At 37.5% G+C, this 13,823-nt stretch carries 11 protein-coding genes; 2 read left to right on the top strand and 9 right to left on the bottom strand.

The genetic code is table 11. The features are described from left to right. Positions 1-10 precede the first annotated feature (10 nt). The 7 genes from N0K80_RS05235 to N0K80_RS05205 form a co-directional block, all read right to left on the bottom strand. Positions 11-1,441, bottom strand: a complete 1,431-nt coding sequence (locus N0K80_RS05235; RefSeq protein WP_269024011.1) for a 6-phospho-beta-glucosidase — start codon at positions 1,439-1,441, stop codon at positions 11-13. Position 1,442: 1 nt separating this feature from the next. Next, positions 1,443-3,416, bottom strand: coding sequence for a beta-glucoside-specific PTS transporter subunit IIABC (locus N0K80_RS05230; protein ID WP_269024010.1), 1,974 nt, complete (start codon positions 3,414-3,416; stop codon positions 1,443-1,445). 136 nt (positions 3,417-3,552) lie between these two features. Continuing rightward, on the bottom strand, positions 3,553-4,398 hold the full coding sequence (locus tag N0K80_RS05225; RefSeq protein WP_269024009.1) for a PRD domain-containing protein: 846 nt from the start codon (positions 4,396-4,398) through the stop codon (positions 3,553-3,555). Between the two features lie 152 nt (positions 4,399-4,550). Continuing rightward, positions 4,551-5,990: a glycoside hydrolase family 1 protein gene (locus tag N0K80_RS05220; RefSeq protein ID WP_269024008.1), complete on the bottom strand. Its 1,440-nt coding sequence runs from the start codon at positions 5,988-5,990 to the stop codon at positions 4,551-4,553. An 11-nt stretch (positions 5,991-6,001) separates the two neighbouring features. Next, entirely contained in the window at positions 6,002-7,159 is a 1,158-nt protein-coding gene (locus tag N0K80_RS05215) for a GNAT family N-acetyltransferase (RefSeq protein ID WP_269024007.1), read from the bottom strand. Positions 7,160-7,288: 129 nt separating this feature from the next. Further along, entirely contained in the window at positions 7,289-8,569 is a 1,281-nt protein-coding gene (locus tag N0K80_RS05210; protein WP_146342509.1) for a DEAD/DEAH box helicase, read from the bottom strand. Between the two features lie 102 nt (positions 8,570-8,671). Next, positions 8,672-9,673 carry a Gfo/Idh/MocA family protein gene (locus tag N0K80_RS05205; protein WP_269024006.1) on the bottom strand — a complete coding sequence of 334 codons (1,002 nt, stop codon included), beginning with the start codon at positions 9,671-9,673 and terminating at the stop codon, positions 8,672-8,674. 182 nt (positions 9,674-9,855) lie between these two features. Here N0K80_RS05205 and N0K80_RS05200 point away from each other — a divergent pair, with 182 nt between their 5' ends. After that, entirely contained in the window at positions 9,856-10,251 is a 396-nt protein-coding gene (locus N0K80_RS05200) for a DUF4828 domain-containing protein (protein ID WP_225429376.1), read from the top strand. A 105-nt stretch (positions 10,252-10,356) separates the two neighbouring features. Beyond that, entirely contained in the window at positions 10,357-11,676 is a 1,320-nt protein-coding gene (locus N0K80_RS05195; protein WP_269024005.1) for an APC family permease, read from the top strand. 60 nt (positions 11,677-11,736) lie between these two features. On the opposite strand, the gene msrB is transcribed toward N0K80_RS05195, so the two are convergent. Next, positions 11,737-12,174, bottom strand: a complete 438-nt coding sequence (msrB, locus tag N0K80_RS05190) for a peptide-methionine (R)-S-oxide reductase MsrB (RefSeq protein ID WP_057974422.1) — start codon at positions 12,172-12,174, stop codon at positions 11,737-11,739. A 199-nt stretch (positions 12,175-12,373) separates the two neighbouring features. Next, positions 12,374-13,813 (bottom strand): glycoside hydrolase family 1 protein, encoded by a 1,440-nt coding sequence (locus N0K80_RS05185; protein WP_269024004.1) that lies wholly within the window; start codon positions 13,811-13,813, stop codon positions 12,374-12,376. Between the last annotated feature and the right edge of the window lie 10 nt (positions 13,814-13,823).

Raw genomic sequence — 13,823 nt, 5'->3', positions numbered from 1 at the left:
TTTTATTTGTTTATAGTTCTACGCCATTTGTTTTAATGACGTCTTGGTACCAATAAAATGAATCTTTTCTTAGTCTATTCAATGTTCCATTTCCATCGTTATCTCGATCGACATAGATGTATCCGTAACGTTTTGCCATTTCTCCGGAACCAGCACTGATTAAATCAATACAGCCCCATGATGTATAGCCTAAACAAACGACCCCGTCCGCAATTGCTTCACCCATCGCCTGAATATTTTCACTAAGATAAGAAATCCGATACTCATCATGAATCTTATCGCCATCTTCCACAATATCTTTTGCACCCAATCCATTTTCAACTACAAATAAAGGTTTCTGATAACGGTCGTAGATTTGATTCATGGTTGTTCTTAATCCAAGGCCATCTGTTTGCCAACCCCATTCGCTCGTTTTCAAATAAGGATTTTTTAAACTTTCAAAGACGTTCGCTGCAGTTGTATCCGTCATTTCAGGATCAGCACTAGCTAAACGTGATGAATAGTAACTAAACGAAATAAAGTCAACCGTATTTCCAAGTAAGTCTGCCACATCAGTATCAGCCATTTCAATGGTTACACCCATATCTTTGAACAATCTTGCTGAGTAACTTGGGTAGTAGCCACGTGATTGAACGTCGATAAAGAAATAACCTTCTCGATCTTTAGTCATTGCTTCAAAGACGTCTTTTGGATTTGGCGTATTAGGATAAGTTACTCCGGCTGCCAACATACATCCAATTTGGAAATCAGGATTAATTTCATGCGCCATTTTAGTCGCTAATGCAGAGGCCACCAATTGATGATGCGCCGCCTGATATTTTACTTGTTCAGGATTATCGATACCTTCTAAATCTAGGCCGCCACCCAATAACGGAATGTGTAAAATCATATTTATTTCATTAAACGTCAACCAATATTTAACTTTATCTTTGTAACGCATGAATAATACGCGTGAAAAATTCAAATAATTATCTATCATCCGACGATCAGCCCAACCATTCATTTTCTTCAACATTCCTAATGGCGTGTCAAAATGGTTAATCGTCACAAGTGGTTCCATCCCTAATTCAATACATAGATCAATCACTCTGTCATAGAATTGTAGGCCTTTTTCATTTGGTTCTTTTTCATCACCCTGTGGAAAAATTCGTGGCCAACTAATTGACATCCGGAACGTTTTAAACCCCATTTCTGCCATTAATCGTAAATCTTCTTCGTAACGATGATAAAAATCAACTGACTCATGACTAGGATAAAAGTCTTCTTCCATTTTCATTGCTGCTTTTGCGTTAAATAAGTAATCCCAACGACCATGATGAGCATCCGGCAGGATATCTACCAATGATAATCCTTTACCATCAACATCATATGCCCCTTCAAATTGGTTAGCAGCCGTTGCGCCGCCCCATAAAAAATTATCTGGAAAATTTGATTTTGTCATTCTATTTACCCCCTAAGTTAGTTTCTAAATCCAGTAAATCATCGCCAACAATCACATTTGATTGTTCTTTAGCAATTGCGTTAACTTCTTTATATCTTGGTGTATTCGTTACAATAATCGGCGTAATAATTTCATATCCGGCCTTTTTAATTTCATCAATATCAAATTTAAGTAATAAATCGCCTTTTTTGACGACTTTATCCATTTCAGTTTGAATTTCAAAGAATTTACCGCCTAATTCAACTGTATCCATCCCAATATGCATCAAGATTTCAGCGCCACTATCCGTTTTCATACCAACCGCGTGGCCCGTTGGGAAAACGAGTGAGATGACACCATCGGCTGGTGCATATAGTTGACCTATCTCAGGTAAAATAGCAATTCCGTTACCCATTGCACCAGAGTTAAAGACCGGATCTTTCACGTCAGCTAAAGGTAATACTTGGCCTTTAAGTGGGCTAACAAGAACTTCTTCTTCAACTTGTTCTGATTTAACTGGAACTGATGCAGTTGTCGTTGCGTTCGTTGTTTCAACCACAACAGGGACTTCTTGATCCGCTTTTGTTAACCCGAACATCATCGTTAGGACATATGATAAAACGAATGAGACCACGATTGCGATTGGTACGGCGTAAAATGACATATCAATCCCTGTTTTAGGATTTAAGTAACTTGGAATTGAGAAAATTCCTAATCCACCAAGCAGGTAACCTTTTGTTCCAAATAACCCAAGAATCATTCCACCAATAGCGGCTGAAATACATGTAATAACGAATGGTTTTTTACGAGGTAAGGTAATCCCATAAATAGCGGGTTCCGTAACACCAAATATACCTGAAATAAATGAAGAATAGCCAAGTGCTTTTAATTTATTATTTTTAGTTTTAATTGTAATCGCTAAAACGGATCCAATTTGGGCAAATGTTGTCCCCAGCATCAAAGCTAAAATGGGATCTGACCCTTGTGTTGAAATATTGAGAAGTGCGAGCGGAATAAGTCCCCAATGTAACCCAAAAATAACAAGGACTTGCCATAAACCACCAAGCACTGCCCCAGCAGCAATTGGACTAAGTGAATAAACTGCTGAAAATCCGGTTGCGACGATATCGCTGGCCCAAGTTGTAAGGGGACCGATGAATATAAAGGTAATTGGAACAACTACAAGTGCCGTTAACATTGGTACCAAGAATGTTCGAACAACTTCTGGAATCCTTTTTTGGAAGAAGGGTTCAACTTTTGATGCAAACCAAATTGACACAATAATAGGTACAACTGACGATGCATAACTCATCATGATCACCGGAATCCCTAAGAATGTCATGTAAATAGGTGATTCAAAAATAGTTCCCGCGAATAAAGTATACAGCGCCTTACCACCCGTTGCGGCCAATGTTGCTGGTAATTGGGCCACAATTGTTGGATAGACTAGGGATGCCCCTATCACCATTGCCAACAATGGATTAACGTGGAATTTCTTACTTGCGCTGTAAGCCAAAATAATTGGGAAGAAGTAGAAGAAAGAATCTCCCAACGCATTTAAAATGATATAAGTTCCAGATGTTGCTGCCACCCAGTTAAATGCGACAAGCATGGCAACTAACCCTTTGATCATACCTGTTGCAGCCAAGACACCTAAAGTTGGTGCGAAAATACCTGAAATCATATCGATGAACGCATCAAGCGGTTTCATTTTTTCGCCGTCATCGTCCGGTACAATTCCGTCTCCGGCAAGTCCACTACCTTTGACCAATTCATCATAAACTTCTGGTACTTGGTTACCAACCACCACTTGGTATTGGCCACCACTTTTAACAACTGTAACAACGCCATCCATATCTTTTAAAATATCCGTGTTGGCTTTGTCTTCATCTTTTAATTTAAATCTTAATCGCGTTGTACAATGGACAACACTATTAACATTGGCTTCCCCACCCACGTTTTTCAGAATATCTTTAGCTAATTTATCGTAACTCATTATAATCACTCCTTTTATTTTTTTGTAAATGAAAACCCAGCTATTCATTCCGGCTCAAAAAAAGCTGAGTCTGAAATGAGTAACTGGGTTTATGCTTGCTTATAAATGGCAATAACACACCTAATTATCGATTTATTTAATTTTCTTCTTGCCTGTGGGTCACGCGCCAAATGTGTAGCACTAAGTAAACTTGCTCATCCGCTTGTAAATCCCAATTGGCACGTTCTCTAATATAATGCACAATCTTTTCCACAGTCTTATAAACTTGTGGGTAACGACTAATCATCATCGCGAGTAACTCGGGATCAAGCTCTGCACGGTCAATCTCGGTATTGTTAAAATGTCTAATGAATAAATAACGTAAATGTGACACAAATCGACTATAGTTAAAAGTTTTTTCGTCGAGAATAATACCGGTATCCAATTGAATAATATTAATAATTCCTGAAATAAGCTCTGACATTTTCATCGAATCTTGGACAGCATGTCCGCCTTCTTTAACGTTAATGAGATGGTATGTCAGTAAAATAAGTTCATTTTTTTGAACCGAAAGATTGAACTCCGACTCAATTTTTTGAATTCCGGCCTCTGCAGCATTAAATTCAACTGGAAATAATTTTTTGATTTCCCAGTGAACAGACTGGTCATTCAAAAACATTTCATCACTGTTCTTCTTGAGCGAGTATTGCAGATGATCAACCAAAACTAAGAATTGAACATCATCAAACTTAACGTTGATTAAAGGCTCAACCACATTAACAAGTGCTGAAGCAACCTCTAAAACCTGGGCATCAAATCCAGATACGAGTTTCATTGTATCTGAATCTTCCTCAGCCTTGAAACGGCGGTCGATTTTAGCATCATCAATCATATCTCCAACGTGATAGCCAAACCCAATCCCGTTACCGATAACAACCCACTCAACATTATCGGATGATTCAACTAAAGCCGCATTGTTATTAAAATTTTTAACAAACTTCACATTAAACCACCCCCTTTCCATAAAAAAAGACCCATAAATACAGACATTTACACATCTCCATCAATAGGTCATGCCTGATCGAATCAGTAACACTCATTTCATCTATTAGTGTACCACCATATGTAAGCGCAATCAACAATAGCTTTATTCTTTTATAAATAACGCCCGTTTTCCTGGATCACTTTTTGGTACCAGTAGAACGAGTCCTTCTTATAACGTTTTAATTCTTTCGCACTTTCCTCATCACGGTCAACATAAACAAAACCGTAACGTTTTTGGTACCCATTTGACCAACTTAATAAATCTGTAAAACTCCAAGTTGTATAGCCAATCACTTTAACACCATCAGATATGGCTTCTTTAATCGCCTTGATATGTTCATTAATAAAATAAATTCGATAGTCATCATGAATCTGATGGTCTTCTTCTAATTTATCGTAAGCGCCAAGTCCATTTTCAGTAATCAGGACGGGTAAGTCATAGCGACTGTCAATTCGTCTTAAAGCAATTCTTAGTCCCTCGGGATCAATATTCCAATCCCAATCGGTTTGTTTTAAGAATTCATTATTAGTTGTCTTGAACATCCCCGGAACGCCACTTTCAGAACTGGTTCCTTTTTTACCTGTGTTATTTTCTGCCGCAAGTCCAACACCACCAACTAACGGATTAGCCGCAATTGTCTGTGTCTGATAATAATTTAATCCCATAAAATCCGGTTTCCCAGCAATTAACAAGGCCTGGTCTGCTTCGGTAATTACGGGTGCCGTTCCACGCTCAGTTAACCATTTATAAATCATTTTTGGATAACGACCGTAAACATAGACATCCATCCAAAAATGGGCAGCATAATCCTCATAGTTAGTTGCTGCAACTTGATTTTTGGGATCGCCATTAACCGCATAACCCGGGCTATAAGCGAAACTAGGTCCGATTCCACCTTGATAATGACCATCATGGAATGTCTTAATCGCTGAGGCATTTGCCAAATTAGCAATATGATTTGCGGCGTACATCCGTTTTTCATCATTAACTGCTGGGGGATGACTCTCCATTTGGTAGCCATGTGAAATAAAAACATTTTGTTCATTCAATGATACCCAGTAATTAACACGATCACCAAACGCGTCAAAACATGTTTTGGCGTAGTTCGTAAAATCGGTCACAATTTCACGTGACTCCCAACCACCATACTCATCTTGCAAAGCCTGAGGTAAATCCCAATGATAGAGAGTCACAACGGGTTCAATCTGATTAGCAATCAGCTCATCAATTAAACGATTATAAAAATCAATTCCCTTTTGATTAACTTGTCCTTTTCCTTCAGGAAAAATTCGTGTCCAAGCAATTGAAAAACGATAAGCTTTTAATCCCTGTTCTTTCATTAAAGCAACGTCTTCTTCAAAGCGGTGATAATGATCAACGGCTACATCACCATTGGTTCCTTTAAAGGTTTTTCCGGGAATTCGAACGAACTTATCCCAAACTGATAAACCCTTCCCGTCTTCTCGGTAGGCACCTTCAATCTGGTAGGCCGCCGAAGAAGCACCCCATAAAAAATCCGTTGGAAAATGGCTCATTTTTTCATATTCCATTTGTTATCTCCTTAGAAGTAATCACTTAGTATCGGTTGATCTTTAATCAAAGCACGATCAAATGCAGTTACGTCACCCGATAAAAACCCATATTGTTTTAATTGTTTCATCGTTCGGTAACCCATCATACTACGTGTTAAGTTCTGAACATCAGTGAATAAAGTTGGCTCTTTATCCGTTACTTTGTCTACTGTAGTCTGCCCATTTACATGACTAACTTGCCATTGACCTTCATTGTCGGCAATATTGGCATCTTTAACTTGAATCACAATCGCATCAAAATCATGTTGGTAAGGATATCGCATCAAAAAATCAGCAACATTCACAATTCTTGCCATCATATATGGTTTTATTTTCACGTCAACCTGTGGATTAGCCAACAAATCTGGCAATGGTTGCCCAATTGGACTCTCGTAGCTAAACCATTCATATGCTGATTGATGTTTAATCACGAAGTTTTGTAATTGAAGCCAACTCTCACTTGTTTGATAAACCCATTCGACTATTTTAAATTCATTAGCTTCTCTTTGATATACGAGGTATCCTTCTAGTTCATTTGCCTCGTTATAATAAACGGCCGTTTCCCAATTAGGATGTTTCTCGGCAGAATACGTTAGCCACCATTCTGCCCGTTCAATTCCACCTTGTTGTGATAATTGATTCTTTTTGTATATTTCATTAAGGTCATTTTTAACTTCTGAATATGGGTGGCGTTCAACGTGGCCAATTGCCTTCACTTTCAATCGAGGCAAATCCTTCGCATTCATTCGGTAAACAGTTTGGTCAAACGTTGCTTCATACCCAAACTTACGATAGAACGGATATGAAAATGGTGCTAAATAAGATAGCGTTGTTCCATCTTGATACATTTCATCTAAGGCTAAATTCATTAATTGACCAATACTACCTTGCCCGGCAAATTCAGGATAACTTGCGACATAACCAATTCCACCCATTTTGAACGAAACACCATGAAAATTAGTCATAAACGGTGTATTAATCACCCCACTGACCACTTGACCCGACTCAACGGAACCCCAGTCAGATGAATGGTCATATAACTTTTTAAAAAAGCTTTTTCTTTCAGCTGAAACGGTTTTATTAAATGCATAAATTGATAAATCAAAGTATCCGTCAAAATGATTTTTATCTAACTTAATATTTGTCATGGCCATATGTAACTCCTTTTATGTCTAGATTAACTTCTTTAAATATAGCACGGTAACGCCACTCTTGCAATCGCTTACAGATGAGGGCAATAAAAAAATCACCCAAATAACTTTGGATGATTACTCTCATTAATCGAAATGTTCTGCTTTAGGTTTACGTCTTTTTCCTTTATTCTTTTGATTTCTCAAACGAATTTTACGATGCGGTTTCTTAACTGGTTCATCAGATTCTTTTTGGCCCACAGCAGTTTTAGCTTTTACTTCAACTGGTTTAGGCTTTTTAACTTTAGGTTCAACCGCACGTTCTGGACGTTTCGTGACAATAGCGCCCTCGTATAAGTAGCCTTTTTCAATTTCAAATGGCGTATTTTTTAAATCTTGTTTTAACGTTCGTAAATCATGTTCGTTTCCAAGATTAATAACCATTCCTTCGGCACCCATCCGTCCCGTTCGGCCGACACGGTGAATATACGACGTAATATCTTTTGGCATATCATAATTAACAACTGCTGGTAACATCGGGATATCTAGGCCTCGAGCAGCAACATCCGTTGTTAACAATAGCTTGATTTCATGTTTATGCAATTGCGATAAGGCATTTGCCCGGTTAACTTGGCGTTGTTCACTGTCTAAAACAGCAACCGGCACATGATCGTATTTTAATTTCTGAGCCATATCTTGTAGGGATGATAATTGGTTGAAGAAAACTAAGGCATAGAAATCCTCTACATTTGCCAGACGACGTAACGTTGACTGACGTTTACGAGTTGGTGTTTCAATGGCGTAATGGTGAACGATTCCCTGTGTTTGATCAACATCACGAACATCGTAAGTCGTCACATCTGCACCAAACCATTTCTTTAAATCATCTAAAATCGCTGTTTCAGTTGCGGAGAAGAAACTCAATTGAATACCCGCGGGAGCTTGGCTAATTAACTCACGACAAGTCGTTAATGTTTCGTCCGTTAATAAATCATCAGCTTCATCAATCACGACTGACATAACTTTGTGCAACTTAATTTTTTTATCTTCGGCTAAATTTAATAAACGACCTGGAGTTCCAACAATAATTTCAGGTTTTTTCTTTAAATTTTCAATTTGGCGTTTCATATTTGCGCCACCAATAATTGCTTGAACTTTTAAATCAAGTTCTTTAGCCCATGGACGGATTACACCTGCTAATTGCATAGCCAATTCTTGTGAAGGTGCGATAACAAGTAATTGGATGCCATCCTTTGGTGTTAATCTTTCAAGTAATGGCAAGCTAAATGCTAAGGTCTTACCTGATCCAGTTGGTGCTAAACCAAGGACATTTTCACCAGTTTTTAGGGGTTCATAAACGGCTTCTTGAATAGGTGACCGCGTTTCAAAACCTTGTTCTTTAAAATATGCATCAAATTTTGGATTCATTTTAGTCTCTTTCTTTTAACTTCTAGGATTAGTTTTAATAATTAAGTATAGCATATAAAAAATAAGCTTCCATTGATTCATGGAAACTTATCTCAGTAATTTCTATCTATGATCAGCTGGAAATTCAATTCCGGCACTTTGTCTTAAATCAAACAAGACTTGGTTAACCGTTATACTAAGTGCTTGCCACTTCTTGTAGTCCGCAATATTTGTAGCATCCTTAGGATTATTTATTACCCTAGCAAACGCATTTGCTTCAGCTAACATCGGATTTTTTGCTGGAAATTGGCTTAACATGTCTTCTTTATCAGAACCATCTCGATAAATAACCTCATTCAATTCAGCGGCATTATCCATCACAATAGTATCTTTCAAGCCATAAATTTCACTCGTTAAATATGAATTAGCTGTCTTACCAACATTCAATGTGACGTTGAAATCTTTGTAAGTTAGAATTGCGACACCTTTACCGTCAACGCCTGTTGGTAACATCGTTGGGTAATATTGCACTTTGAGTGGTGCACCAAACCAAGCAATGGCATCATAGACAACATAGACGCCAAGATCTTGTAAAGCACCACCGGAGAATTTTGGCGAGAAAATATTAGGTTCTTCACCGGCTAAAATGGCATCATAACGTGATGAATATTTCATATAAGTTAAGGTTGCGCCTTGAATTGTTTCTATCTCCGTTACTTTTTGTTCAATAATTTTGAAATTTTCCTGATGTATTTGACGCGCTGCTTCAAAAAGTTGGCTTTCAGGATGTTTTTTTAGAATCTCTTGAATTTCAGCCATTTCTGTTGGATTCGATACCATCGGCTTCTCAGCAATGACTTTTTTACCCGCTTCAATTGCTAACTTAATTTGTTCAAAATGTAAGCTGTTTGGGGATGCAATGTAGATGGCTTCAAATGAATCAGAAGCAAAAAAATCTGTCACATTATCATAGAAGTTTGTTGCTCCATATTGTTCACCAAAATCTTTAGCTTTTGCTTCAGATCTTGAATAAACACTCGTTAATTGGAATTCTTTTGATTCATGAGCTGCTTCAATAAATTGACCAGTAATCCAATTCGTACCAATAATACCTAACTTAATCATATTTGTTACCTCCATTTTATTATTGATTCCATTATAACAATAGTTAAATCGTTTTCATAATAATCTCTTTGTGTCAATTTTATGACGATAGATTACATTTAGATATATTTGAGACAATATATTCCGCTTGTTAGATAAAAGTGTTATATTTAAATAAAGCAGTTCTAATAGGAGGGGTAGGCGTGAAGAAGCGTAGTTTTGCACTATTGGGTGCATCATTTTTTATTGGATTAACGAAAGACATCAAATCAATAACCGCACCAAAAACTAAGGTTTCTTTACCTATTTTTTATGCCGGTCATTGGTTGTTTTACGATGAACTTAGCCACCGACACCATAATCTAGATATTTCATCAGACCTCACGATTCGAATTGACGAGCGCGCACTTAACGGTGAAGTTGAACGTTTAGATGAACGTGAACTTAGTTTCTTAGACGAGTATGGATTTCACCTAAGAATCGACGCGAATGATCAAGGTCCCATCAGTTTATTTGATGAAGCAGATAATCGCACCTATCCCATTAAGTTAGCTCCGATTAAAGAACCTTCGGAACCTAAAATTGAAGATGAAGATTAACAGAATTTTGTTGATTTTCACCTTCAATTTTTTTGTTTCATTACGCGATTAAATAGTCTAAAATAGTTAAATACGCATTCCAAATAGAAACGAGGATTTTTCACCATGAACAACGATCACTTAAAACGAGATATTGGTTTTTTTGCCGCGCTATCAACTGTCATGGGGACAGTAATTGGCGGAGGCGTCTTTTTCAAAGTCTCGAGTGTCACACAACAAACCCAATCCGCTAACCTAACCCTATTTGTTTGGTTACTTGGTGGCTTTTTAACCATTTGTGCCGGACTGACTGCCGCAGAACTTGCGGCCGCAATTCCAGAAACAGGTGGCGCAATTAAGTATATCGAATATACTTATGGCCGCTTTCCGGCCTTCCTACTCGGTTGGGCCCAAATCATTATCTACTACCCCGCAAATATTGCGGCACTTTCGATTATTTTCGGAACACAATTCATTAACCTATTTCACCTTAATGCTAATCTAACTATTCCAATTGCTTTAATTAGTGGCATCAGTATTACCTTAATTAATTTTTTAGGCGCAAAAGTTGGTGGCGCATTTCAGTCAATTTCATTAATTTTAAAATTATTACCTATTATCGTGATTGTCGTCTGGGGACTTTTTACGCCCGCGCATGTTTCATTTAGCTTAATTCCTTTAACATCTGGCGCACATAACTCCTTCTTCACCGCTTTGAGTGGCGGTTTACTTGCGACTATGTTCGCTTACGATGGTTGGATTGGGGTCGGAAATATTGCTGGCGAAATGCATCATCCTGAACGCGATTTACCAAAAGCTATCATTTTTGGCTTATTCTTAATTACGATTATCTATACGTTAATTAACTTTGTTTTTCTTAAAGCATTACCCATTTCGGAACTGGCCGGCAATTTAAATGCCGCTTCAGACGCTTCGCTGCAATTATTTGGCCGATTTGGTGGTAAATTTGTTACCATCGGTATTTTAATCTCAGTTTATGGCGCAATTAATGGCTATACTTTGACCGGCATGCGCGTTCCCTACGCGATGGCATTAGAAAACCAACTTCCCTTTAGTAACTGGTTAAAACGTCTCTCTCCTCACACAAAAGTTCCTTATATTGCTGGCTTCTTACAAATTGGTATTGCCATTATCATGATGTTTTTAGGTAGTTTTGATGTGTTAACGGATATGTTAATTTTTGTTATCTGGATTTTTAACGTGCTCGTTTTTATCGCCGTTTTCATTTTAAGAAAACGAGAACCCGCTCTAAAAAGACCTTATAAAGTGCCGTTGTACCCGGTAATCCCCATAATTGCGATTATTGGGGGCCTCTTCATTCTTACCGCAACTTTACTAACACAAACAGGCCTGGCTTTAATTGGTCTATTAATGACCGGGATTGGTATTCCTGTCTACTTTATCCATCGTAAAATACAATCATAATTAAAAAAGCATTCAACTTTTAACGCCCAAAATGGCCTTGAAAGTTGAATGCTTTTATTTTTATAAAACGTTTAAGTAATCTTTATAACCAGCTGCTGCCATTTCTTTTTCAGCAATGAATTTTAATGAAGCTGAATTGATACAATAACGTAATCCACCTTGATCTTGAGGTCCATCAGGGAAAACATGACCTAAATGCGAGTTGGCTTCGCCACTTCTCACTTCCACTCGTTGATGACCTGGAAGACTATTATCTGCTAATTCGGCAATCTTAGAACCCGGAATGGGCTTAGAAAATGATGGCCAGCCACACCCAGCATCATATTTTTCTGCTGAACTAAAGAGTGCTTCACCACTAACAATATCAACATAGATGCCTTTTTTGTAAAAGTCATCGTACTTACCTGTGAATGGCGCTTCTGTCGCAGCATGTTGCGTTACTTCAAATTCTTGTTTCGATAAGCGTTCGCGTAACTCTTTTTCAGTTTCTTTTGTCATGATGAACCCTCCTATTTGTTTTGAGATATCTCTAGAATACTCTTTTTTATGGCGAACACAATTTGTTTGTTTACAAAAAAAGAAAGCCAAAGGATTACTTTGACTTTCTCTAATTTCAAATAAAAGAATATTACAGATTTTCATAATTCCTAACTTAATATTGAAATACTATCATAAATTTAGATACGTTATGATAGATTTATAACTTTCTACCATTTGTTTTTATTACTTCTTTGTACCAACTAAATGATTTCTTTTTAAATCTATTAAGAGTTCCTTGACCCTCATCGTTCAAATCCACATAAATAAAGCCATAACGTTTGGACATTTGACCAGTAGACGCACTAACTAAATCAATGCATCCCCATGGCGTATAACCCATTAAATTCACGCCATCATTGATTGCATCAGCCATTGCTTCAATGTGCGAACGAAGGTAATCAATGCGATAATCATCATTAACAAACTTATCTTCGTCTGCTTCATCTTTTGCACCGAAACCATTTTCAACAATAAATAATGGCTTCTGGTAACGTTGATAAAGCTCATTTAACGCAATTCTTAAACCAGTAGGATCGATTTGCCAACCCCAATCACTGGCTTTCAAGTACGGATTCTTAACGCCACCAATGAGATTTCCTTGAGCACTGTCTTGGGCCACATGCGTTTCATCAACCGTTGCTGACATATAATAACTAAATCCAATATAATCAACAGGATTGGCTTTTAGTAACGCCAATTCCTCTGGCGTTGTCTCCAAATCACTAAACTTGAACCCATATTTTTGCATCAAACGATTTGTATATGTTGGATATTCGCCACGTACTTGAACATCACCACAAAAATGGTTAAATTCTTGATTTTGTTCAAGCGTTGCCATTTGATTAATAGGATCCGAATTATAACTATATGTGGTTGCATATAAAATCATACAGCCAATTTGTAAATCAGGATCTAATTCGTGTCCAATTTTGACGGCCATTGCCCCTGCTACAAACTGGTTATGCCATGCTTGGTAAACATTTTGCATGTCGTTTGCACCGTTACTTGCAACTAACCCTTGGCTCATCACTGGAAAATGTAAAGCACTATTAATTTCATTAAAAGTCATCCAATATTTAACTTTAGCGTGGTACCGATTTAAAACTGTTTCAGAAAATCTTGCATAAAATTCAATTAATTTTTTATTTTTCCAACCACCATAAGTCGTCACTAAGTTAAGTGGTAATTCATAATGCGAAATCGTAATAACAGGCTCGATATTATATTTTAAACATTCATCAATGACTTTATCGTAAAAGGCTAATCCTTCTTCATTTGGTGTTAATTCGTCACCTTGTGGAAAAATTCGTGACCATGCAATTGAAAAACGATACGCTTTAAATCCCATTTCAGCAAAAAGGGCAATATCTTCACGGAAGCGATGGTAATAATCAATGCCATCGTGATTGGGATAAGTATATTTTTTAGTATCAATTTCCCAATTAAAATCAGGCTGATTGGTAATATCAAATCTCTCTGTCCCACCTGGTAAGGCATCCGGAACTGATAGTCCTTTCCCACCTTCGTTGTAGGCCCCTTCAAGTTGATTAGCGGCTGTTGCGCCGCCCCATAAAAATCCTTTTGGAAATTTCGTCATTTGAATTCCT

This window comes from Dellaglioa carnosa (genome assembly GCF_026948345.1).
GTDB lineage: Bacteria > Bacillota > Bacilli > Lactobacillales > Lactobacillaceae > Dellaglioa > Dellaglioa algida.
This window is presented reverse-complemented; position numbering and strand designations above follow the sequence as displayed.